Source organism: Aeromonas sp. 61P (assembly GCF_051919545.1).
GTDB classification, from domain to species: Bacteria; Pseudomonadota; Gammaproteobacteria; order Enterobacterales; family Aeromonadaceae; genus Aeromonas; species Aeromonas veronii.
Genome location: NZ_JBQBEL010000001.1, coordinates 4,053,377 through 4,078,851 on the forward strand (window position 1 = coordinate 4,053,377; position 25,475 = coordinate 4,078,851).

General features: G+C 48.8%; 18 protein-coding genes and 2 pseudogenes. 4 read left to right on the forward strand and 16 right to left on the reverse strand.

The features are described 5' to 3' along the window. The first annotated feature begins 76 nt into the window (after positions 1-76). From ACTG2O_RS18915 to ACTG2O_RS18930, 4 genes are all read left to right on the forward strand, one after another. On the forward strand, positions 77-967 hold the full coding sequence (locus ACTG2O_RS18915; protein WP_040065992.1) for a manganese-dependent inorganic pyrophosphatase: 891 nt from the start codon (positions 77-79) through the stop codon (positions 965-967). A gap of 250 nt (positions 968-1,217) precedes the next feature. Beyond that, positions 1,218-2,381: a macrolide transporter subunit MacA gene (macA, locus tag ACTG2O_RS18920; RefSeq protein ID WP_058057366.1), complete on the forward strand. Its 1,164-nt coding sequence runs from the start codon at positions 1,218-1,220 to the stop codon at positions 2,379-2,381. Beyond that, on the forward strand, positions 2,378-4,351 hold the full coding sequence (locus ACTG2O_RS18925; RefSeq protein WP_439976480.1) for a MacB family efflux pump subunit: 1,974 nt from the start codon (positions 2,378-2,380) through the stop codon (positions 4,349-4,351). Before macA ends, ACTG2O_RS18925 begins: the two co-directional genes overlap by 4 nt. Before the next feature lie 2 nt (positions 4,352-4,353). Next, entirely contained in the window at positions 4,354-5,718 is a 1,365-nt protein-coding gene (locus tag ACTG2O_RS18930; protein WP_439976481.1) for an efflux transporter outer membrane subunit, read from the forward strand. A gap of 537 nt (positions 5,719-6,255) precedes the next feature. On the opposite strand, the gene ACTG2O_RS18935 is transcribed toward ACTG2O_RS18930, so the two are convergent. The 16 genes and pseudogenes from ACTG2O_RS18935 to ACTG2O_RS19010 form a co-directional block, all read right to left on the reverse strand. Further along, a complete protein-coding gene (locus ACTG2O_RS18935) occupies positions 6,256-6,666 on the reverse strand; it encodes an H-NS family histone-like protein (protein ID WP_005344269.1) in 411 nt (136 codons plus the stop codon). 608 nt (positions 6,667-7,274) lie between these two features. Beyond that, on the reverse strand, positions 7,275-9,005 hold the full coding sequence (locus ACTG2O_RS18940) for a PglL family O-oligosaccharyltransferase (RefSeq protein ID WP_156808843.1): 1,731 nt from the start codon (positions 9,003-9,005) through the stop codon (positions 7,275-7,277). A 51-nt stretch (positions 9,006-9,056) separates the two neighbouring features. After that, positions 9,057-10,221, reverse strand: a pseudogene (locus ACTG2O_RS18945) (IS3 family transposase). 92 nt (positions 10,222-10,313) lie between these two features. Continuing rightward, positions 10,314-11,372 carry an LPS O-antigen chain length determinant protein WzzB gene (locus ACTG2O_RS18950; protein ID WP_019445288.1) on the reverse strand — a complete coding sequence of 353 codons (1,059 nt, stop codon included), beginning with the start codon at positions 11,370-11,372 and terminating at the stop codon, positions 10,314-10,316. A gap of 70 nt (positions 11,373-11,442) precedes the next feature. Continuing rightward, positions 11,443-11,993 (reverse strand): annotated as a pseudogene (gene rfbC, locus ACTG2O_RS18955) (dTDP-4-dehydrorhamnose 3,5-epimerase). A gap of 83 nt (positions 11,994-12,076) precedes the next feature. Further along, a complete protein-coding gene (gene rfbA / locus ACTG2O_RS18960) occupies positions 12,077-12,964 on the reverse strand; it encodes a glucose-1-phosphate thymidylyltransferase RfbA (protein ID WP_019445290.1) in 888 nt (295 codons plus the stop codon). 114 nt (positions 12,965-13,078) lie between these two features. After that, positions 13,079-13,966: a dTDP-4-dehydrorhamnose reductase gene (gene rfbD, locus ACTG2O_RS18965; RefSeq protein WP_058057705.1), complete on the reverse strand. Its 888-nt coding sequence runs from the start codon at positions 13,964-13,966 to the stop codon at positions 13,079-13,081. After that, on the reverse strand, positions 13,966-15,054 hold the full coding sequence (rfbB, locus tag ACTG2O_RS18970) for a dTDP-glucose 4,6-dehydratase (RefSeq protein WP_019445292.1): 1,089 nt from the start codon (positions 15,052-15,054) through the stop codon (positions 13,966-13,968). The genes rfbD and rfbB overlap by 1 nt, the downstream gene beginning before the upstream one ends. Positions 15,055-15,253: 199 nt before the next feature. Continuing rightward, positions 15,254-17,215 (reverse strand): polysaccharide biosynthesis protein, encoded by a 1,962-nt coding sequence (locus ACTG2O_RS18975; protein WP_439976482.1) that lies wholly within the window; start codon positions 17,213-17,215, stop codon positions 15,254-15,256. A 61-nt stretch (positions 17,216-17,276) separates the two neighbouring features. Continuing rightward, positions 17,277-18,452, reverse strand: a complete 1,176-nt coding sequence (locus ACTG2O_RS18980; protein WP_019445294.1) for a DegT/DnrJ/EryC1/StrS family aminotransferase — start codon at positions 18,450-18,452, stop codon at positions 17,277-17,279. A gap of 5 nt (positions 18,453-18,457) precedes the next feature. Beyond that, positions 18,458-19,102, reverse strand: a complete 645-nt coding sequence (locus ACTG2O_RS18985) for an acetyltransferase (protein ID WP_058057706.1) — start codon at positions 19,100-19,102, stop codon at positions 18,458-18,460. Continuing rightward, positions 19,095-19,706, reverse strand: coding sequence for a sugar transferase (locus tag ACTG2O_RS18990; RefSeq protein ID WP_019445296.1), 612 nt, complete (start codon positions 19,704-19,706; stop codon positions 19,095-19,097). The genes ACTG2O_RS18985 and ACTG2O_RS18990 overlap by 8 nt, the downstream gene beginning before the upstream one ends. A gap of 36 nt (positions 19,707-19,742) precedes the next feature. Continuing rightward, positions 19,743-20,960 carry a glycosyltransferase family 4 protein gene (locus ACTG2O_RS18995; protein WP_075115694.1) on the reverse strand — a complete coding sequence of 406 codons (1,218 nt, stop codon included), beginning with the start codon at positions 20,958-20,960 and terminating at the stop codon, positions 19,743-19,745. A 13-nt stretch (positions 20,961-20,973) separates the two neighbouring features. Next, entirely contained in the window at positions 20,974-22,797 is a 1,824-nt protein-coding gene (locus ACTG2O_RS19000; protein ID WP_026034926.1) for a glucosamine 6-phosphate synthetase, read from the reverse strand. Positions 22,798-22,830: 33 nt separating this feature from the next. After that, on the reverse strand, positions 22,831-23,973 hold the full coding sequence (locus ACTG2O_RS19005) for a glycosyltransferase (RefSeq protein WP_075115693.1): 1,143 nt from the start codon (positions 23,971-23,973) through the stop codon (positions 22,831-22,833). Positions 23,974-23,979: 6 nt separating this feature from the next. After that, the gene (locus ACTG2O_RS19010) at positions 23,980-25,413 is read right to left on the reverse strand and encodes an O-antigen polymerase (protein WP_075115692.1); all 1,434 of its coding nucleotides are present in this window, start codon (positions 25,411-25,413) and stop codon (positions 23,980-23,982) included. Between the last annotated feature and the right edge of the window lie 62 nt (positions 25,414-25,475).

The window sequence follows — 25,475 nt, forward strand, 5'->3', positions numbered from 1 at the left end:
ATCCAGTTGCCTTCATGTGGCGGATTTCGCATAGTGTTGCCCCCCTTTATGGGTATCCAATTGTGAGGCTTTGTCTATGATCCACGTTTTTGGTCACAAGAATCCTGATAGCGACAGTATCTGCAGTGCGCTGGTTATCACCGACTGGCTCAATGGCCAGGGCCGTCAGGCCACCCCATGGCGTCTGGGTGACCTGCGCACTGAAACCCGTTTTATTCTGGAGCAGGCTGGCGTCAGCGAACCCGAGTTGCTGACCAAAGATCTGACCGGTGAAGATGTCTGGCTGGTGGATTTCAGTGATCTGGAACAGGGCCCTGCCACACTGGCACAAGCCAATGTACTGGGCCTGGTGGATCACCACCGTCTCGGCACTCTGGTCACCCAGTCTCCGCTGGATGCATGGATCCGGGCCGTCGGCTGCACCTGCACCATCGCCTTCGATCTGCTGAGCCAGCAAGGCACTGTGACCCGCAGCCAGGCTCGCCTGATGCTGGGTGCCATCATGAGCGACACCCTCTGTCTCACCTCGCCGACCACCACCGAGCAGGACAAGATCGCTTGTGAGCGTCTGGCACCGCTGGCCGAGGTATCGCTGGCCGAGTTTGGTCAACAGTTGCTGATGGCGAAAACCGATCTGAGCGGCCTCACTCCTGCGCAGTTGCTGCAGCAGGATGAGAAAGCATTCCAGGCCGAAGGTCTGAACTTCATCATGAGCCAGATCGAAGTGGGCAGCGAACAGCAACTGGCCGAGCACCTGCCAGCCCTGCAGCAGGAGATGGCCCAGCGCGTGGCGAGCGAAGGGCTCGACTTCTTCGTGTTGATGGTGACTGACCTGACTGCGGCTGCCAGCCGTATCTACTTTACCGAGCACGCTAAAGTACCGGCAGAGTCCAGCTACCACCCGGGCTTTGTCAGCCGCAAGAAGCAGGGTCTGCCCTGGGTAATGGATCTGCTGGCCAAGGCCTGATCCTCACTCGCCATTACCTATTCCAAAGCCCTGCCTCTGCGCAGGGCTTTCTCATCGCCACCGCCAGCCGCACTCCCCACCCTCTTGCTGACCATCTTGCTCACGACTGCGGTCTCTCGCTTACTCATTTCACGGCTTATTGACAGTTAACGCCATAACTTTGCTTACATATTTGCGGCTGTTATTTATCAGTGCTTTGCTGCAGGATAATCGCCGCGCACAACCTTTTCCGTTTCCATTCAGGTGATCGATGAACATAACCCCCAAGCAGAGAGCCCTGGCCATCACAATTCTGATCGCCGTGGCGCTCCTCGGCTGGCTACTCTGGCCCAGTCAACCACCCAAGGCGATGCTGACCGCTCAGGTGACCCGCGAGGATATTGCCCAGACCGTGCTGGCCAGTGGTGTGCTGCAGGCCGTGGAGCAGGTGGATGTGGGGGCTCAGGTCTCCGGTCAAGTCACCAAGCTGGCCGTCGAGGCAGGTGATCAGGTCAAGCAGGGAGACCTGCTGGCCGAGATCGATCCCCTGATTGCCCAGAACAACCTCAAGACGGCCGAGGCTGAACTTGCCAGCAACCGCGCCCAGCTCAAGATCAAGCAGGCGCAACTCAAACAGAACGAGCTCGCCTGGCGGCGCCAGCAGCAGATGTTCAAGCAGGAGGCGAGCTCACGGGCCGATCTGGAGAGTGCCGAGGCCCTGCTGGCGGTCACCCGCGCCGAACTGCAAAATAGCCAGGCCAATATCGACAACGCCCTGATCAAGGTTGATCGGGCCAAGACCGAGCTGGGCTACACCAAGATCCTGGCGCCGATGGATGGCACCGTCATCAGCATTGTGACCCGTCAGGGCCAGACCCTGGCTGCCAGCCAGACGGTGCCGACCGTGCTCAAGCTGGCCAACCTCGAGACTATGACGGTCAAGGCGCAGATCTCCGAAGCTGATGTCACCAAGGTCAAAGCCGGCATGCCGGTCTACTTCACCCTGATCGGCGATCCGGATACCCGCTATCAGGGTACGCTTCGCGCTGTGGAGTTGGCGCCCACTAACATCAACGATCAGGCTGCAACCGGTACCACTACCAGCAATGCGGCCGTCTACTACTATGCCCTGTTCGATGTGCCCAACCCCGACCACACCCTGCGGGTGGCAATGACCACCCAGGTGACCATAGTGCTCGGTGAGCGCAAGCAGGTGCTCACTGTGCCGCAAACCGCCCTCGGCAAGTCGCTGGGTGACAACGAGTATGAAGTCACCGTGATCAAGGAAGAGGAAACGACCGAAACCCGCCATATCAAGACCGGTATGAAGGATGAAATCCGCATTGAGGTGATCAGCGGGCTAAGCGAGAAGGAGGAGGTGCAGCTCAATCACGGTGCACCCGCCGACAATGATGAGATGGCGGTGATGCTATGAGTGAGCCCCTGAACCAGCTGCCGTTGATCCAGCTGAAAGGGGTCGAGCGACGCTACCAGAGCGGCGACAGCGAAGTCACCGTGCTCCACCCTCTTGACCTCACCATCACGGCAGGAGAGATGATCGCCATTGTCGGCGCGTCCGGCTCTGGCAAGTCGACCCTGATGAACCTGCTGGGTTGTCTGGATAGCCCGAGCGGCGGCCAGTACCTGTTTCGCGGTCAGGACACCGCCACCATGGATGCGTTGGCGCTGGCCCGGCTGCGCTGCCACCACTTCGGCTTTATCTTTCAGCGCTACCACCTGCTGCCCCACCTCGATGCCGCCGCCAACGTGGAGATCCCGGCTGTCTATGCCGGCACCAGTCGCCCGGATCGCCAGGCACGTGCGCGTCAGCTGCTGGGCAGACTGGGTCTGGCCGATCGCAGCCACCATACCCCGGGCCAACTCTCTGGCGGTCAGCAGCAGCGGGTCAGTATCGCCCGGGCGCTGGCCAATGGCGGCGAAGTAATCCTCGCCGATGAACCGACCGGCGCACTGGATAGCCAGAGCGGCAAGGAGGTGATGGCGATCCTCAAGGAGCTGCACGCTCAAGGCCACACCATCATTCTGGTCACCCACGATATGAACGTGGCCAGCCATGCCGACCGTATCATCACTCTCAAAGATGGTCGGATTGAACAAGATAGCGCCCCCTGCCAAACGGCCGTGTTGGCTCCAGCCACCGCTGTAGCCCCTCAAAAAATAACGCCCACTAAAGGCGCCATGGGTCACGACTGGGATCGTTATCGGGAAGCGGGACGGATGGCGATACATGCCATGCTCGCCCACCGGATGCGCACCTTCCTCACCATGCTCGGCATCATCATCGGCATCGCCGCCGTGGTGAGCGTGGTCGCTCTTGGTCAAGGGGCGCGCGCCAAGGTGATCGACCAGATCAATGCGATGGGCACCAACACCATCGAAATCTTCCCGGGTAAAGGATGGGGCGATGAGAAGATGGCCAGCATCCAGACCCTCAATAAGGGGGATCTCGATGCCCTGCTGGGACAACCCTATCTTGCAGGCGCCAGCCCCGAGATCGGCAGCTCCGGCCAGTTGCGCTATCGCAACAAGACCAACAGCGGCAACGTGACCGGGGTCGGTAACGACTATTTCAAGGTAAAGGGGATGACGCTGGTCAGTGGTCGCTTACTGGAGTGGCAGGATATCCAGCAGCGTGCCGCCGTTGCCGTGGTGGACAAAAAGAGCATCACCAGCCTGCTTGGCAAGGAGGATCCGGTCGGCAAGGTGGTACTGGTCGGCACCTTGCCGGTGCGGATTGTCGGTGTGGTTTCGCAGGAGACCGGCTTCGGCCCCACCAGCCAGTCGGTCAATATCTGGCTGCCCTACAGCGCAGTGATGAGTCGCCTTATCTCGCAGCACCACTTCAGCCAGATCACCATCCGGGTCAAAGACGGGGTACAACCGGCACTGGCCGAGCAGGCGGTGATCGAGCTGATCACCAAGCGCCACGGGGTGAAGGATTTCTTCACCTTCAGCAGCGACAGCATCATCAAATCGGTAGAGAAAACCACCGCCACCATGACCCTGATGGTCTCGGCCATCGCGGTGATCTCGCTGATCGTCGGCGGGGTGGGCGTGATGAACATCATGCTGGTGTCGGTGGTGGAGCGCACCCGCGAGATCGGCATTCGTATGGCCGTGGGCGCCCGCCAGTCGGATATCCTGCAGCAATTTCTGATTGAAGCTGTAATGGTCAGCCTACTGGGGGGGATCTTCGGCGTCGGCCTCTCGCTCGGCATTGGCGCGCTCTTTTCACTGCTGGTGGACTCCATCAAGATGCAGTTCTCGCTCTTCTCCATCCTGATGGCCTTTGGCTGCTCGTCACTCATCGGGATCCTGTTTGGTTACCTGCCGGCACGCAATGCGGCGCGGCTCGACCCTGTTGTCGCACTGGCGAGGGAATAACAATGCACAAACTCTCCTGGCTGGCTCTCTGCATGGCCCTCAGCGGCTGCAGTCAGCACAGCACCTATCAAAGACCCGAGCTGACGATTGCCCCCACATGGCAACAGGCAGAGGGCACCCAACTGGCTACGCAGGCTGGCCCCTGGTGGCGGGAATTTCATGATCCCCAGCTCGACAAATTGGTCGAGGCGGTTCTGGCCGCTAACCCGGACATGCGTGTGGCGGCCCTCAAGCTCAAAAGCGCCCGACTGGGGGCCGAGCAGGCCGATACCAACCTCACCCCCTCGGTCAATGGCACTATCGCAGCCAGTGGCAACAAGGATCTGAAAACCGGCAAAGACACCAACAGTCTGGGCCCCTCGCTGAGCCTCAGTTACGAAGTGGATTTGTGGGGCAAGCTTGCCTCGGTGCGAGATCAGGCAAGCTGGGAGGCGGCGGCAAGCGAGCAGGATCTCGCCAGCACCCGACTCCTGCTGATTGGCAATACTCTGGAGCAGTATTGGCAGCTCGGCTATCTCGGCTCTGCCATCGCACTCGGAGAACAGCAGCTGGCCAACCTGACGCGAACCGAGCAGCTGACCCAAACCAAATACCAGGCAGGCGCCATCACCCGACTCGATCTGGCGCAGGCACGCCAGCAACTGGCAGGCAAGCAGGCTGAGCTGGCCTCCCTCAAGGCGCAGCAGGAACAGGCTCGCAATGCCCTGCGTCTGTTGCTGGGCCGCAGCAGCGGGCCGCTGGAGTATGCACCCGCTTCCCTTGCAAAGCAGACCATTCCTGAACTTGCGGTGGGTATTCCGGCCGATGTGCTGGCTCGCCGCCCCGATGTCAAAGCGGCCGAATTGCGGCTGCGCAAGACGCTGGCTAAAGGGGACGAGATCCGCACCAGCTTCTACCCCAGCCTGACCCTGACCGGCAGTGCCAGCACCGCATCCGATAGATTGGCGCAGGTGCTGCAAAATCCGATCGGTACGCTGGGAGCCAGCCTCGCCCTCCCCTTCCTTGAATACAACCGCACCCAGCTCGCCATCGAAAGCTCAGAGCTGGATTACCAGATTGCTGAAACCGAGTTTCGCAAACAGCTCTACACCGCACTGGTGGAGGTGGAAGACAATCTGGCCGCACGCCACTATGGCCAGCAGCGACTCGATTATCTGCAGGAACAACTGAGTTATGCCCGGGAGGCCGAACGACTGGCCAAGGCTCGCTTCCAGGCGGGTGCGACCGGTGTACAGGCTTGGCTTGATGAGCAGAACCGGCTGTGGGATGCCCAGCAGAGCCTGCTGGCCCAGCAAAAAGAGCAGCTCACCACCACTGCCAAAATCTATCGCGCCCTGGGTGGCAGCGATAGCGTGACGCCCCGATAGCGCTTCTCCCGGCCATACCCCACTCTGCCGGCAGAGTGGGGAATGCCATCGCCATAGACCGCACAGAATTCCCTCGCCCACACTGCAGCCGAACTTCATTGCCCATTATCAGGAGCGGTCATGGCAGCGCAGCCAATTACATGCATCGGCGACCCTGAATATCCCGGCCATACCTTGCGGCTCTCTCTATACCTAAAGCCCCCTGATCGGAGATAACGGTTACCGGATATTCCATCAGCAGAGAGCTCGACTCTTGCCAAGCGACCCCCCGTGAACCATGAGAGACATATCCGAAGCGCATATCTGCACGACGCATACAAATAGCGATATCACGCAGTTAATCCTGCACGACAAAATTAATCGCAAACAACGAGTGATATTGAGCAAAGTAACAATGAAGTAAAACGACGGTAAAAAGGATACAAGCGAGGATGTAGATAACAGTGGGGTTAAGTGGCGGATTGGATAACCACGAGTAAAACGGCAAAAAATAATGCCGCCCAAGGGCGGCATTATTCAATCTCTGAACCTGACGAATTAGATCAGGAAATCGTTCAGGTCTTTACCCAGTGCTACTTGAGCAGCAATGGCTTTCGGCATACGGCCTTGACCGGTCCAGGTTTTTTCCTGGCCATCTTCTTCGTACTTGTATTTAGCCGGACGCGGAGCACGCTTGCTCTTGGCAGCGCCAGTCGCAGCAGCCGGAGCAGCGGCAGTCGCCAGTAGCTCGCGAGGATCAATACCAGCCTGCTGCAGCATTTCGGTGAATTCATTCAGCTTGCGCTGACGCTCTTCCTGTTCAGCACGCTCCTGTTCAACAGAATCGGCGCGCTCTTGGTAAACCAGGTCAAACTTCTCTTTAGCTTCCAGCAGTTGCTCAAACGGCAGCTCACGAATAGCCGCACGCAGACTGCGAATGTTCAGCAGAACTTTCAGAAACTCGTTCATTATTTCCTCACAAAAAAGTCGGTTACAGGGATACCGTTTCAGAATAGCATGGACAATTCGCGAGAACATACAGTTTTTCTATATTAACGTTCTTTTTTTCTTAAATTTCACCATCAAGATCGAATGCTTGCCACTATCAATAACAAACTGGCTGGAATGCAGATCTTCTGGGTAGTGTGGTGATTACCATCTTGTGTTCAAGAAACATCAGTATTTCAAGACTCATTAATTTCCAGTTCAGCATCCAACAAAACTAACTCGGTAACCTGCTTTATAAGCCTGAGCGCACATTTCTACCGTACGTTCAACATCATGTGACAAGACTACGCCTATCTGTTTAGCAATGAACACGTCTAGAACCTGTCCCTTCACCTGATGATGAGGGGGGTACTCCCAATTGACTATCAACCCATTCGACACCACCAATAAAATCACATATCAATCAATTGGTTGAGAGCGAATCATGACATTTCAAATATGCTTTTCGTAGCCCGTATGACAGACGTATGCGTCCGAAAACAGACTGTTCGGATACTGGTCGTCCAGAAGGTAAACAATAAAAAAGCCAGCCGTTTTTAAGGGCTGGCTTTCTATGTAGCCAAATAGCACTATTTATTTTTGGTTATATTCTTGCCTGATTGGTCAACACCGGTAATCACTGCCTGTGAAGCGGATCCAGTTAAAAGGGGCTCGGTTGGATAGAGCTTGAGCGCTTCCGCTCGCATCGTATTGGCTTCCTCTGTACGACCCAATGCATTAAGCGCGATCACCATATTGGCGTATATGTTGGCACGGGGTGTATGGCGTACGAATGACTGCCCCCACTCCAGATAAGCTTCCAGTTCGGTCTTGTTATTTGTCTGCAAGCCCACCATCAGACGAACCGAGTTCACATCAAATTCCACTCGGGTCAACCAAGCCATGGGATTGACGATATCAAGTAGCAAAGCAGGCTCTTTATACCCACCCCGTTCATATTTGGTGACTACCCATGCGGTGTGAATTGCTGTGAGCATAAAGGGAACGACCAGCAGCGGGATAGCGATCGCCATAAATCGCAGTAACAACCATGGGCGGCACTCCATATCCCACCATGATGAGAAACCCTGACTCGCCAGGTTGGTCTCTTCAATTTCGGTATCGATGATATAAATCAGCGTCAGCAACAGCCACCATAACACGATCGCATGGTAGAGCGGGTATTCCGTCTGGGTATGAAGCAAGATCGGTGTAACCAGAGCAAGCAGTCCCATGGCATTTACCCAACGCACACTTGCCAGACGCCATAATAATGCGCCCCCCATGATCACCATGCCGACCATGGGGGCAATACCGCCCTCAACAGCCCAATAGAGAAACTCGTTGTGGGGGTGGTCTAGATTGTAAATTACCATCCCAATATTTGGATCTACCTGCCGAACCTCTGTGTATGCGTGGAAGAATGTGGATTCAAATCCACCATACCCTACTCCCAATAACAAGTTTTGAAAGAGTAAATACAATGTAAAAGGCCAGATATCTGACCGAGCACCACCAGAGAGATATTCGTTCATCCCTCGACTGACACCTGATACCCAATACTGAGAAGCTAATCCAACCAAGGCTCCCAGCAAAACTAGGCAAAGCATTCGCACCAATAAACCTTGACGATGCAACTGGGGTCCAAGCAGGATAAACGCCAGCAATCCCCCAAGCTGCCCCACCCGAGACTGCAGAACAATCAACAATAGACTGGCGGCCCAAATCACCCAATAGCTAACCCCACGCAACCAGACATGCTCATTGCTGCGTAACTCCAGCCAAATAGCCAACGCAATCCCGGTGGCCATAAAGGTCGCCATCACATTTGGCTGTTGAAAGATCCCGTAAGGGCGATTGGCTTTGGTGTCATAGCCAATCCAGTTACCTGGTGTCAACAGATAGAATTGCACCAGACCCAATACCGCCTCCATCGCAATTGCAATAAAGATGAGATAGAGCAAGCGATCACGCTGCGCCTTATCAAAGCGCCATTGATAGAGTCCAAACAAAAACAGCAGACCAGCAAAAAGACCAAGCAATCTGGGAATGGCATAATCCTTGAATGCAAAACCAGGATAGAGCATCGGGAGCAGCAGCAAACTCGCCCCTATTAATAAACCCGCTTGCAAGGGAGAAACTATCAGATGCTGGCACAAGGTCACATGCCACAATCCCAATCCAATAACCAGTGAGGCGAAGATCCAACCCCAAGCATTAAAAGGTAGATAGAGTCCGGCCCCACCAGGGTTATGCATAAAAAAGTGCATGCCAAACAGCCAATAAAGTGCGCATGACACCATCATGAGTCTTGTTAACATTACAGCCCACCTCCTTAGGTCCACCGGCATTGCAAGGGAATTATGTAGTGGTCAACTAAATCCAGACACTTGGTTAGGCCGAACCTCGGCTTTTGCTGGCGGTATCCCGTCATTGTGTTGATGTGGACGCCGCCAGTTGTAGTAATCCATCAGGTAGTAACTGATATCCCGCTTCGCCTCTCGCAAGCTCATATATCCCATAGCCGGCAGCCACTCTGACTTCAGGCTTCTGAACAATCGCTCCATCGGGGCGTTATCCCAGCAGTTACCACGCCGACTCATGCTCTGGGTCATGCGATAGCGCCACAGTCGTTGCCGAAATGCACGGCTGCCATATTGGCTGCCCTGGTCGGAGTGAAATAGCACGCCTGACGGACAACCTCGTTGCTGATACGCCATCTCCAGTGCTTTGATGGCCAGCTCTGCATCAGGCTTGTCAGACATCGCCCAGCCCACGACCCGCCGGGTGTGCAGGTCAAGAACCGCTGCCAGGTAATGCCAGCGACCACCGGCCCAGACGTAGGTGATATCGCCACACCACACCTGATTGGGTTGCTGGACATCAAATTCGCGGGCCAGCAGATTGGGTATATTCGGTCGTTCTGACCGTGCCACCTTATAACGTGTGTACGCCCGGCTGTTTGGATGCCAACCCGCCCTCCTTCATCAGCTTACGTACTTTGAATCGACCAATCTGATACCCCAATTCCCGCATCATCGACATCAAGGCACGGCTGCCCGCTGAGTTCCGGCTCGCTTTGAACAACCGGCGCAACTCAAAGCGTTGCTGCATGCGCTCACGGTTAATCGTCCGCCTGCGAGCCAGATAATCGTAAAAACAGAAGGTGGGAACATCGAAAGCGCAACAGACCAAGGTGATGGGGGCTTGCTCCCTTAATCGGTCTATTCAGCGCGTACGTGTGAACTCGTCCGCCATCAAGAGAGCAGTAGCCTTTTTTAGAATGTCCTTTTCGCGCTCGAGCCGGTTGATGCGGGCTTCCAGCTCCTGAATTTTTTACTGCTCCGGAGTCAGTGCTTTTCCGGTGGGGGTTGTACCACCGCGTTCGGATTGCAGTTGCTGAACCCAGCGGCGCAGTACGGTTTCACCAACGTCCAGTGAACGGCTGGCTTCAGGGACAGAATATCCCTGGTCCAGTACCAGGGATGCGGCTTCGAGTTTGAATTCGGCAGTAAATGAGCGACGTAATCTTGTCATTGGACACCTCAGGTCATGGTGGCGACTGTACCACCTAAAAGGGTCTCCGGGATGATTAGACCACTACACTTCCGCTTTCATTACCGAACGCATTATGCCTCGTCAGGTCGACGAAACGCATGCTTGATCAACACAATACTCACACCAAGCATGCCACCGAGCAGAGTAGCCAACACAACTATCAGCGGACGTCTTGGCTTATCGCGACTCTGAGGTTCATCTGGCGCGTCCAGATAAGAGAAAGGACGAAATGCAATACCGTCCAAAGAGATGCCTTTTAAACGAGCTATCTTTACCTGCTGAGATTGTAATTTTGGTTGATAAACCTCAAGGTCGATCGATTTCAGTAATGACAGTTTTTCTTCCAAACCTTTCGAACCCAGAGAAATGAGGAGACGATCCTGAACGTTATAGTTTTCCAATGGCGCACTGACACCAGCAGCTCTGGCTATTTTGTTAGCCATCACCAATTCTAATATTTCCTGTTGCAGGGCACGTTTAGTATCCTCCTGCATCATCAGGTACTCAGTTTTCATACCATCCAACTGCACATCACGTTGCTCAGCAAGTCGGTGTGTCAACTGTTTTTGTTGAAGCCTGACAATATAGTCGATATACCCTTCCAACATTGCCAGCGACATCTCGGAGGTGGGGGCTGCAAACTTGAGCTCAACACCCGGCATCTCCCCCTTCTTGTCTACAGGCTGAGCCGTGACAGATTTACTCCAGTCGCGCAACGAACGTACCTGTGCCTTGTCATCCAGCCCATGGCTTTTTACAACCTCGGCAAAAAAAGGGCTGGCTTTGAGATAGTTACGACGATTCTCGTAACTGTTGAACTCCAGAATAAATTCCTGGTAAAGATCTTTTCCGCTGGGAAAACCGCCAAGACCCAATACCGCTGCCAGCTTTGATACTTTCAGCATCGGTGTCATCTCTTCCGGCTTTGGCTCTGCAACCACTGCCGAAGCTGACCACTGCTGTGGAGCCAACAGCGCATAAGCGATACCGCCTACAGAAAACATCAGAGTAACCAGCATAATAAGCAGCTTTTGGCGCCACAACACCAGCATCAGCTCACGTAAATCGATCTCGTCTGACCGAGACTCTTGCACCCACTGATTAGGAATAACAGGTGTTTTTTTGTTCATTTGTTCTCTCTTGATTATCAAGGTGTAAAAGCTCTCACAACTGCAACGCAGTACTATTTTACGAATGATGCTAAGAGTAACCAGCAAAGCAGGGGGCAAGACGATCTTTATCAGACAATAATAACGGCTTTTGCTCAGACAACGGCCATTTTATCGCTAAGTTGGGGCTATCCCATCGAATAACAGCCTCATCATCTGGGTGATAATAATCACTGCATCTGTAAAAAACATCAGCGTTGTCACTTAGTACATAGAAACCGTGCGCAAAACCGGGGGGATCCAGATAAGCTCGCCACGTTCAGCATTTAATTGACAACCCAACCATTGTCCGTACGTGGGAGACGCTGGCCCGATGTCAACCGCCACATCAAAAATAGTCCCGCTGATAACCTGCACCAGTTTACCCTGTGGTCGATTGCGTTGGTAATGCAAACCGCGCAACGTACCCCCGACCGAACGGCTCAGATTATCTTGCACCAGCGGATAATGGCCACAATGTTGCTCAAACTCATCTTGACGAAAACACTCACGAAATTGGCCACGATGATCAGAAAAAGTTCTGGGCGTAAGGATCATAACCCCCGCCAGCGATGTTGCACGATATTGCATTGATAAACCCATGCGAAAAAGAACCAGATGACCACTTGCTTACTGTTTGACTTCCTAGATCGAACATCCCCTTCAGCTCGAAAATCCAACCCGACTTACACATCAGGCCGCGTAGCAAGCAACCGAAGCAGATATTGACCATATCCATTTTTTGCCAGCGGATTGGCAAGCGCTCTCAACTGGTCGGCATCGATAAATCCCTTGCGTAAGGCGATCTCCTCTGGACACGCGACCTTTAATCCCTGACGCTTTTCGATAGTTTGAATAAAGTTACTCGCTTCAATCAGGGCTTCGTGAGTGCCGGTGTCAAGCCAAGCATAGCCGCGCCCCATTATGGCGACCGTCAATTGCCCTGTTGCAAGGTAGTGATTGCTGAGATCTGTTATTTCCAGCTCCCCACGCAGGGACGGCTTCAGGCTCTTGGCGATCTCCACCACACTGTTGTCATAGAAATAGAGGCCGGTGACCGCATAGTTGCTCTTTGGCTCCAGTGGCTTCTCCTCCAGAGAGATAGCGGTACCCTCTTTATCAAATTCCACCACCCCATAACGCTCGGGGTCATGCACATGGTAGGCAAAGACGGTAGCGCCACTCTCTTTGGCCGCTGCGGCCTCCAGTTGCCTCTGCAAGTCGTGACCGTAGAAGATGTTGTCCCCCAGCACCAGCGCACAGGGGTCTGACCCGATGAACTCTTCACCCAGAATAAAGGCTTGTGCCAACCCGTCCGGGCTTGGCTGGACCTTGTATTGCAGGTTCAGCCCCCACTGGCTGCCATCCCCAAGCAATTGCTCAAAGCGAGGAGTATCTTGCGGTGTGCTGATGATCAAAATATCGCGAATACCGGCCAGCATCAGGGTGCTGAGCGGGTAGTAGATCATCGGCTTGTCATAAATGGGCAGCAGCTGCTTGCTCACCGCCATGGTGACCGGATAGAGACGGGTGCCTGAGCCACCGGCCAGAATGATGCCTTTACGTTTGGTCATGATGCTTGTTTCTTATTTTTAAATTGCAAAAGAAAAAGGTGGCTTGCAGCCACACCTTTTACGTTTTATCTCTTGCCAGCCAAGTATGCACTCAACACATCCCTGACCAGGGATTTACTTGCCGAGGATCTCGGTCAACATCCGCTCCACACCGACGGTCCACTCCGGCAGCACCAGATCGAAGGTGCGCTGGAATTTACCGGTATCAAGGCGGGAGTTATGGGGGCGTTTGGCCGGGGTTGGGAAGGCACTGGTCGGCACCGCATTGAGCTGCGTCACCGCCAGTTCAACCCCGGCCTCTCTGGCTTTGGCAAACACCAGCTGGGCGTAGTCAAACCAGGTGGTGGTACCGGAGGCAATCAGATGGTACAGCCCGGCGACCTCGGGTTTGCGCTGCGCCACGCGAAGAGCATGGGCGGTGCAATCGGCCAGCAACTCGGCGCCGGTCGGAGCGCCAAACTGGTCATTGATCACTGACATCTCGCTACGCTCTTTGCCAAAGCGCAGCATGGTCTTGGCAAAGTTGGCGCCACGGGCGGCGTAAACCCAGCTGGTGCGGAAGATCAGGTGACGGGAACAAAGTGCAGCCCCTTGCTCACCCGCCAGCTTGGTTTCGCCATAGACGTTGAGCGGGGCGGTTGTATCGGTTTCCACCCAGGGACGCTCACCGCTGCCATCAAACACATAGTCGGTGGAGTAATGCACCAACCAGGCACCCAATGCTTCCGCTTCTTTGGCAATAGCAGCCACGCTGGTCGCGTTGAGCAGCTCGGCAAACTCCAGCTCGCTTTCTGCCTTGTCGACTGCAGTGTGGGCTGCTGCGTTGACAATCACGTCCGGCTTGACCAGACGTACCGTTCCGGCCACCCCTGCCGGGTTGCTGAAATCACCGCAATAGTCAGTGGAGTCAAAATCAACGGCAGTGATGCGCCCGAGCGGCGCCAGTGCGCGTTGCAGCTCCCAGCCTACCTGGCCGTTTTTACCAAACAGCAGAATATGCATCAGGCACGCTCCCCGTAATTCTGCTCAATCCAGGATTGGTAGGCACCGCTCTTGACGTTACTCACCCACCGCTGGTTATCCAGATACCACTGCACGGTTTTGCGAATACCAGATTCAAAGGTCTCTTGCGGTTGCCAATCCAGCTCTGCGCTCATCTTGGTCGCATCGATGGCATAGCGGCGATCGTGGCCAGGGCGATCCGCCACATAGGTGATTTGATCGCGGTAAGAGCCCGCTTTCGGCACCATCTCGTCCAGCAAATCGCAGATGGTGTGTACCACCTCCAGATTCTGCTTCTCGTTGTGACCGCCAATGTTGTAGGTCTCTCCGACCAAGCCAGTGGTCACCACCTTGTAGAGCGCGCGCGCGTGATCTTCCACATAGAGCCAGTCACGGATCTGGTCGCCCTTGCCATAGACAGGTAACGGCTTGCCATCCAGCGCGTTAAGAATGACCAGCGGGATCAGCTTCTCGGGGAAGTGGTACGGGCCGTAGTTGTTGGAGCAGTTGGTGACGATGGTCGGCAGACCGTAGGTGCGGCGCCAGGCGCGCACCAGATGGTCGCTGGAGGCCTTGGAGGCAGAATAGGGGCTGCTGGGGGCATAGGGGGTGGTTTCAGTGAAGAGCGGCAATGGTTCACCGACAGCCACTTCATCCGGATGGGGCAGATCACCATATACCTCATCAGTGGAGATATGGTGGAAGCGGAAGGCCGCCCTGCGCACATCATCCAGACCGTTCCAGTAAGCGCGAGCCGCTTCCAGCAACATATAGGTGCCGACGATATTGGTCTCGATAAAGTCAGCCGGGCCTGTGATGGAGCGGTCAACATGGCTCTCAGCAGCCAGATGCATCACGGCATCCGGCTGGTGCAGGGCAAACACCCGATCTAGCTCGGCACGGTTGCAGATATCCACTTGCTCAAACACATAACGCTCGCTTGACGATACATCGGCCAGGGATTCCAGATTGCCGGCATAGGTGAGTTTATCGAGATTGATAACGGAATCTTGGGTATCACGGATAATATGGCGCACCACGGCAGAGCCGATAAAGCCGGCACCACCGGTCACGAGGATTTTTAACATATTTAAGCGAGAATTTCTGCAATATAAAGGTGACTTACAATACATGGTTGAAAGCCACACACTGAAAGCGCATTGTCCCTGATGGGGACGGAGGATAGCGTCGGCCCAAACAAGATATTGATCCTCAACATGTTGTCCCTCTGTCCATTTATCAACCCCATCATTCACGCAAAATGGTGCGTGCCGTAAGGCAAGCCGTTTAATGCATCGGCTGATGACTCTCTGAATTAAGAAAATCAATGTCCTCGACCACACCTAGGCTAGGTTCATGCGACAAAGTATTTTTTGCCTGCCACACCAGATCGCAGATCCCGTCGGTAGGATTAAAACCGGTAGGCATACTTAACAGCAGGCTACGGATCTGCTCATGATCAAAGCGGAAACACGCGCTATCGAGCTCGGCCAAAAACCCCCGGAGTTGTGGCCATGGTAACATCGATTCTGAGGCTTTCATTATCCGGGGATGGGCAGTGCCCTCAACCTGCTCACCAATTAATAACTCTTCAAATAGCTTCTCACCGGGACGCAAGCCGGTGATTTTAACCTCGATATCACCTGTGGGGTATTTGTCGCTCTTGAGCTTCAGGCCACTCAAACGAATCATCCGGTGCGCCAAATCAATGATCTTCACTGGCTCTCCCATGTCCAACACAAACACATCCCCACCCTGCCCCATGGCTCCCGCCTGGATCACCAATTGCGATGCCTCGGGAATGGTCATGAAATAACGAATGATGTCGGGGTGGGTCAAAGTCAAAGGGCCACCATCGCGGATCTGCTTACGAAACAGTGGCACAACAGAACCTGAAGAGCCCAGAACATTACCAAAACGCACCATACAAAAGCGGGTTTTCTGCTGCGCAGCTGCCAACGATTGCAGCACCAGTTCTGCCAATCGCTTGGTGGTACCCATGGTATTAGTGGGACGCACTGCCTTATCAGTCGAAATCAAAACAAAGGTTTCAACCTTGGCCCTGATAGCCGCCTGAGCACAGTAAAGAGTGCCAAAAACATTATTGCGCACCCCCTCAACCACGTTGTATTCAACCAAAGGGACATGCTTGTAAGCCGCAGCATGGTACACCGTCTGGATCTGGAAGGTACTCATCACCGCTTGCAAACGATGTTGCCGCTGCACCGACCCCAGCAGTGGCACTATCTCAACCTGCAACCCTTCTTGCCGGCTTATTTCTTGCAACTCTTTATCAATGGCATATAGACCATATTCAGAAAGTTCAAACAACACTAGTTGCGCAGGGTTGCAACGGATTATCTGGCGACACAATTCAGAACCGATGGAGCCGCCCGCTCCCGTCACCATAACCCGTTTGCCAGATATATTGGCATTTATCAGTTCAGGGATTGGGGCAACCGGATCACGCCCCAACAAATCCTCAATACTGACCTCTTTAAGTTCATCGATATGAGCATTCCCCTCAACCAGATCTGCCATACCAGGGATAGAAAGAACCTCACATGGGCACTGCTCAAGTCGATTGATCACCGCTTGCCTGACACTACGCGAAGCACTCGGCATAGCCAGCAAGATTTTTTTAATATCAAAGCGCTCGATCAACGCCTCGATAGCGTCAGAGCTGTAAACATTAACCCCCTGGATCACGGTTTTAACCAATGCGGAATCATCGTCGACAAACGCCACTGGCAGGTACTCCTGCCCTTGATTTAAGGCCAGTTGCAACTGCCGTCCGGAAGAACCAGCACCATAAATCAGCACAGCCACGCGTAGCGGATCACTGCGCTGCACCAACGCTCGGAAAAACAGTCGCACACCACCTATTAGCAACACTGAAAACGAAAAATAGATAACCGAAACCGTTCTGGGAAGTGGAACTTCCATAAAAAACGCCAGCATGACTAAAGACATGGTAGATAGGAGAACACCTAGTGACACCGTCCACAGCACCTTGAAACCTACATAGCGTAATACAGCGCGATACAGCCCTAACCGCATAAAAATTATGATGGTGATCGGTAGTAACAACGCCAGCATTTGCCAGTGCATCACACTCTGCAATGGAATATCGGTATCCAACCGCACCCAATAGCCACCCCAAAAAGCCAACGTTAACAACACTAAGTCAACAAATACACTAATAATTCGCTTATATAGCCGTGGTATACCAATAAAAGTCGTCAACATAAATTCACCGTGCTATGTAAATGGCGATGCTGTCTGTGGATAACATCGCCAATAAGAAATATCAACGACTTGCTAATGCCAACACTTCAGCCAATGCTTGGCAACTACGCTGTATTTCATCATCGCTCAAGGTGGGATGCACCAGCATCATCAAACTGGTTTCACCCAATAACTTGGCATTAGGCAAACGTTGTTGTGGTCGCCATGGCGTATCATCAAAGGCCTTTTCCAAGTATACTTCTGAACAGCTACCCTGATAGCAGGGCACCCCACGCACTAACATTTCATCAATAATCCGATCACGACTCCAGCCCTCAGCCAACAGCTCAGGTTGCACAAAAAAATAGTGCTTATATTCTGCATGTACTACATCATTTGGCACCTTAACTAGACGTAAAACGGGATAATCGGCAGCTACAGCATCCAACCTGTTAGCATTAGCGATACGTGCCGCTGACCATTCTGGCATGCGGTTTAACTGTATACGCCCAATTACCGCTTGCATTTCCATCATTCGCCAATTAGTACCAAAGCTTTCGTGTAACCAACGAAAACCCGGTGCATGTTGGCGGTTGTAAATCGCATCAAAACTCTTACCGTGATCCTTATAAGACCACATAATCGACCATAATGCGTGATCGTTGGTCGTCACCATACCGCCTTCACCACCGGTAGTCATGATCTTATCTTGACAAAAACTCCACGCTCCCACATGCCCTATTGTACCAACACTGCGGCCTTTATACTTGGCACCATGAGCTTGCGCACAATCTTCAATCACAAAAAAGCCTTTCTCGGCCGCCAGTGCCATAATGGGGTCCATATCAGCAGGCATACCGGCCAAATGTACCACGATCACAGCTTTGGTATTAGGAGTTAATACGGCAAGAATCGATTCAGCTGTAATGTTCTGGCTATTAATATCTACATCTGCAAATATGGGGTTAGCATCGGCAGTAACAACTGAAGAAGCTGAGGCCAAAAAGGTACGAGGTGTAACAATTACATCATCCCCCATACCTATTCCTAATGCCTTTAACGCAACGTCTAGCGCTAGGGTGCCATTACTCAGCGCAATAGCATATTCACAACCGACCCACCTAGCAAACTCCTTTTCAAATTCACGACACTCACTGCCCGTCCAGTAGTTAACTTTATTCGACAGTAGAATACGACTCACTGCATCGGCCTCTTCTTTAGTGAAGCTTGGCCAAGGGGAAAAAGGGGTATTTAACACAATTATTATTCCTTACGGCAAATGGATTTAGCAGGGACACCCGCGACCTTCTGATTTGCTAACACATCGTGAATCACTGTTGCTCCTGCAGCAACAATAACGTTTGAACCTATTTTAACTTGTTGCTTAATTTGGCAGCCAATACCTAACCAACTGGCTTCCGCCACCTCAACACCACCCGCCAGATGTGCGCCGGGGCTAATGTGGACCCCATCAGCAATTAAACAATCGTGATCCACTGTGGCAGCAGTATTAATGATACACGCCCGACCAATATGGCTAAATGGGTTAATCACAGCTCCAGCCATCACCACTGTGCCTAGTCCTAAACAAGCATAGTGGCTCACGGCAGCAGTGGGATGCACCAAAGGCAAACAATATGCCCCTAGTGAAAACAGCCGATGATATTTCTCTAGCCGCGTCGCGTTATTACCGATGGCAACCACAATATTGGCGTAGTTCGAAATTTTTTTGAACAGCGTATCGCTGTTTCCCGAAACAGGCCAATTTTCAACCTGCAATAACTTTGGCCAGCGATCATCATAAAAATGGATCTCGGGAAAGCCATTGAGTTCGGCAATTTCAGCTATCACTTTTCCATGGCCACTGGCACCTAGAATGGCGCACTTTAAATCAGGTAAATTATTCATTGTCACAACCTTTCTGCTTAGAGCCAGTAAAGGGCTCAATGGTGACATGTCCTTTAGCAGAAATTCCTTCTTTGGCGAAGACTTTTTTAAGTGTTAACAATATAATTTTAATGTCCAGACTGAAGGAATAGTTTTCGATATACCATATATCCAATTTAAATTTTTCTTCCCAGCTAATCGTATTGCGTCCGTTGACTTGCGCCCAACCAGTTATACCAGGGCGCATCTCATGGCGTCGAGCTTGCTCTTTGCTATAGAGTGGTAAATATTGCATCAGCAACGGACGCGGCCCAACCAAGCTCATCTCACCTTTCAACACATTCCAAAGTTCAGGCAGTTCATCAATGCTCGAATTGCGCAGCTTATTGCCAAACGGAGTCATTCGCTCCGAATCGGGTAGCAGGTTACCTTGCGCATCTACTGCATCTTTCATCGTGCGAAACTTAATCATCTGAAATGGCCTACCATGCAACCCCGGTCGTACTTGCCGAAAAATGACAGGAGCACCGAGATCCTTGCGAATTTTCCACGCAACCAAGATTATAATTGGGGAAAGAAGTAACAAGGCAAAAAAGGAGGCTATCAGATCGAAGAAACGCTTCACTTTACCACCATATTGTCAATAAAAAATGCCAAGAAGTTATTTAAATAAGATATCAGAAAGTTGCCGTGATAACTTTTCATAACTACGATGTTCTAACAACCAAGTTCTACCTTTACGACCAATATTATTTCTAATATCATCAGGCAAAGTAAAAAATTCAATTATTTTTGCTTGTAATGCATCGACATCACCAGCAGGAACATAATCCCCACAACCAGCCTCATTGATCATTGACGGATAACCATCATAGGATGCGACTATCGGTTTACCAGACAACATGTAATCGATTACTTTATTCAATGATTGCCCATATTCCCAAACCTTGGAAGGAAACACCGAAAAATAAACAACATCACAATAAGCAAGAAGTGTTTGAACCTGATTTTTAGTCACCTTAGGTGCAAATATCACATTAGATAAATGACCATATTCTGCCATGTACCTGTATTTAAGGGGCCCGTCACCTACGATTAGGAATTCAATGTCCATGTTATCTTTAAAGCGACTGGCAGTTTCAAACAATACGTCTAACGCATTGGTTATACCAATAGTACCAGCATAGACAACTTTAAATTTATTGCTTGAAAGATACCTTTTGATATATTCAGCATCTATAGGTTCAACACTTTCAATCATCTCTGATGAAATACCCATCGGAATACAATAAACTGGTGCGGGTGTTTCACAAACATTCACGACATGAGAGCTAAGGTTTGGCATTGTACCTATAATAGCATCACTATATTTATAACCGAGCTTTTCTATAAAAGATAGAAGTAAAACGAAAGGATTAAACTTACTAACCCCCCCCTCTTCAATAATTGTAAGAGGCCATATATCTCTTATTTCAAATATCAGTTTACAGCCATACTTTTTTCTTAGAATAAAACCGTTCAATATAGTCAGCAAAGACAGGCTTGAAACGACAATTACATCAGGCCTTGGGAGTTCTGATTTATCAAGACGAAATATGTTCCATTCAAAATCAAACCAACTTAGTACGCGCTTAAAAGATTTAGCGACAGTATATTTTATTGTTTTCAACCATACAACAGTCAACCCATCATGATCACTGATTGTTACCTTATGCTTCAAATTAATTGGTTCAATTAGTGCATTTGAATCAGATGTGACAACAACAACGTTATGCCCTAAACTTTTTAGCCCCTGCAATAAAAACCAACCGCGCCCTCCAGGCGCGATTTTAGTTTTAGTAGCAAAGTATTTTGAAATATACCAAACATTTTTTTTCATAAAATTATTTAAATCAATTTTGATTATAAGTTTTGGGGATTTTATTAATGATAGAAATTACTTCAGTGAAGTCCATACCTAAGACATCCAAGTACCATTTTATATTTTCATATCTAGGTTGATTTTCATCCTCGACTAATTTCAACGCTTCTTCTCTAGTAATTTGTCCTTCACGAACTTGATTACTACGGAAAGTATCATGTTCAGTAAAGCCCGCTACCATATAATATATATAGTTATAAAATGCAGCGGTTCCGTCCCCAATACGCCAAGTAGTGTTAGTATCAATAGCCGTTTCCCAGTCGTACTGATTAATGAGCGTATCATCGATTAATTTCTCATCCCAACGCCAGTAATCAAAAATATGATAGTAATCCTTTTTTTCTGTAAAACTTCTATAATACTCACCAGATAACGTATCCCATAATGAGCTATTAAAATAGCCAGGACTTTTTAACATAGCTTTGAAACGTAATTTTTGATATGCCAGCTGTTTTTGCCAACCATGGCTGTAAACACGCTCTTCAGCAAAATCTGGAGGAACCCCTAAAAATCCAGACTTGAAATGGGTAATCTCTAGCGGGTTTACTCCCCAAAGATTAAGATTGATACCTGTCTGTTTTTTAACTGATTCAACATGGCGGAAAAAATGCTTATCTCCAGCGGTTAAAATACTGATCATCCCTAAATGTGGCGAATTAAGCCACGCCTTCAAATTTCTAGCGATATTATGTCTCTTTTGAGTAATATTATCAGCAACGATGATGTTTTCAACACCTAGCTCAGCACACATCCTACTAATATTTCTGCGACCAAGATCTGTTACCATCCCCCAATCATAAGTATAAGTTACAGGCTTCATCTTCAACTCTTTGACGATAAGATGAAGTCCATAACAACTATCTCTGCCACCAGAAAAAGGGACTATACAATCCAATTTACCCGCACGTCTGTACGGCTCAACTAAATCAAATAGTTCTTCCTTAGGCTTAGGATTGTTTCTTGGCTTATAGTTATTACAATAGTTACACACTCCTTTCTCATCAAATTTTATATACGGCATTGTTTCAGGTAGTATACACTTTGTACAACGCTGTAACTGATGAGATGGGTATAGCAATTGTTTCCTTTCATATTCATTTATCTTAAATTTAGGAATAAGATTAATGTCTCTATTCTTATAATCATGAACTACAATCACCTCAGAGCGAGGAAGATCAACTACAATCTCTCGGTTGAGAACTTGCTCTATATTAATACACTCTAACTTCTTTAATGGGTACTCTTCAGACGAAAAATAAAGATCATTATTTTTCCAACCTACGTATAAGCTACCATTATTGGAGAATAAAATCGCTTTTCCTTGTTGAGGTAGCATGATAGCCGTAGCAACGACACCTTTACACAAGGAGAGAACTGCGTGCGATAAACCTACAAGTGTCCCCTTCTCAGAAACATACTTCTCAGCAATAGCCGCTATAACCTCAGTATCAATCTCTAGCTCTCGCTTTGCATCAATGTGCGACCAAACTTGTTCATCATTAACAACAATACCATTATGAATAACAGCAACATTTTCCCTAACAACAGGTTGGTTGTCGGAAAGCCCATTAGTAATAAGACGGCTATGACCAAATGCAACTTTAGCGTGTTCAAAAGTAACGTTAGAGATTAATTTTAGAATATCATAATCAGCCCTATATATATTACATTGCTCATACTTCTGCACAAAAAGGCCACTTGAATCACGTCCACGCTGTCTAGCATGATTAGCCAAAAACGTTAAATCTTTTTTATTTACTGCTTTTTCAGAAAGAATACCAAAGATACCACACACTTTAAACCTCCTAATGTAAACCCCAAAACATTACTAACCTAGAAAATACTTATAAAGAGAAATTAATTTACTGGCTTGATTATCCCAACTTAATTCAACTAAGGAATGTCTATCTACTTTTGGTGGTTGCTCACGTATCACGGCTTCAACACACATTTTTAACTCCTCCTCACGTAGATTACATATTTGGCCTAACCCATAATGTTCGATAACATATTTAATATCAGGAAAGTTAGATCCAATCACATGGATACCGGAAAAAGCATATTCAAATAATTTATTTGGCAATGAATAGTAATCACTTAAAGATACATTTTCAATGAGACAAAAACCAAAATCTGCAGATTTTACTATTGGCACAACCTCATAATGAGCAACTGCATCATGGACATAAATGCTCATTCCTTTTTGACTATAGGTCTTAAGCTCAGCAGATAAAGGACCATATCCTATAAAAACAAGACTGGCATTATCAACAGAGGAAAATACATTTACTAACATTTCTATTCCACGTCCAGGAGCAAGCAATCCAATATATATAAATATTTTGGATTCCTCTGTTATACCAAAATGCCTACGTAAGTACTCATGATCAGCATTTTCACCTTTACTCTCCGATAGGGGATACTCAGGAGAATTCATTACGATAATGGACTTTTTTGCACCTACATTTTCACGGTACCATTTTTCAATTGAGGGACTCACTACAATTAATGCATCAATGAATAACCAAAGACTTTTTTCAACCATAAGAGTTAGCTTACCGAGAGTCTTTGAAAGACCATTTCTATCTGACTCTAACTCATGAGCATCATATATGAGTTTAGCTCTAGTGAATAATTTACACAAAACACCAAGAGGTAAAACGACTGTATCATGACAATGTATGATATTTGGCCTAAATCGAATTGAAGCGATAAAAAATTTAAATACAATTTCAATAACTGTCATAAAATGACATATAGCTTTCGGCAAGAAAGTAAGTTGTTTTGACCAGATTTTTATTGTTTTTATATCTATACCCGCTACATTTTTATCTCTGATCACATTTTCATTTAACTCAACACCAATCGCAAAAACAGAATACCCAGCTATCGTAAGCGCCTTGAGCTCCTTTAGTATTCTGCTATCAGTCCTAATATCGGTATGTGATAAGTGGAGTATCTTTTTGCCCATATTTTGTCAAACGCCTTTTTTAAGGTTAATAGCATTAATGCAATTAATTCTAACTGTAATGAAATATAATGGATAACACAAATAAACAATTAATAATGTTGGCACAACACCCCAAATAAAATTCACAAACATTGTCGAATCCACTTTAGGATACATAAAAACAAAACAAACTAAAAATACAGCATAGCAAAATGATAATAGAATATTGCTTTTTGATAAAACAAAATTTCTTATCGCAGCCATTAGGAAACCAATAAAGAATATAACCAATGGTGAAAGTATATTAAAATTCGCATATAATTCACCTACAGCACCAGGTGTAGGCGCTCCAGAAGAATCAGGCATGTACATTTCATGAATTAACAATCCCAAAGAATTAGGTTCCATTCCAAAATATACACCAACAAAATTATTGATCCAATCTAAATAACTACTACCTAGCAAACTATTATTCAGGCTAAATGCATTCAATATTATAACTAACTGCTGCAGATCAGTTATATTTCCACCACCAATAAGCCCAGTCAAAAAATTAAAATCAACTTTACTAATATCCCCATACAGAAAATAGTAATTACTAAATTCTCTTAACACATAAATTACAAATGAGCTCAACAATAAAGTTGAGCCAATAACTAAAAGACGACTTCGATACTCACGCTTTACTAGATAAGCAAAAACTAATAACGATAGTATATATGATATTGAAATTGTTATTCTCGCAGTGGAAATGGATATAATAAACCCTACTAAAGCCCAGAAAACAAACGACTTACTAATTGACTGATTTGGTGAACAAAGCATACATATAAACCATATATTAATCGCGGCATAATAAATCAAATATGGAGCTATTGTTATATTATTGTCTTTTGCCAGATGAGGAAACAACTGAAATTCTATCAAAGCATTTATTACGCCACCGGAAATTGTAAAGCACACCCAAACCCAGTATAAAAACACAAATAAAATCAAGGGAAATATCAATAGATTTTTATTTTTTGATATGAACTTTATAAGTTCATCACTCTTGGGCTGTAGATAATAAATGTCTCTTTTTATATTTAATGCGTACCCAAACCAAAATGTGAAATAGCATGCGATCGCTAGAAGAAGCGACTGAATCATATATTGTTCAACTACATGTCGCCCCAAGCCAGAGAACTCAATGAACTTACCAAAGTACCCATCACTTTGCGCATAATAAATTGCGCCAATAGCATAACCAGAATACATTAATGAGAATAATGTTAATGGAGTTACTACACCATCATCACGAGTGAATAATATAGCAAAAACGATCAAAATAAGAAGGCACATAGCAAGCAAAGATATATACTCAGTTGCTGCATAGATCTCAGAGATGACACAGATAGGGATGATAAGAAACAAACCTAAAATAAAATAGCCCCCCCTTCTTCTGAACCTTAATATAGCCATCCCGCCCCCTTAATTAACTATGAATACTTCATCAATACTAAATATGGCACTCAAAATCAATT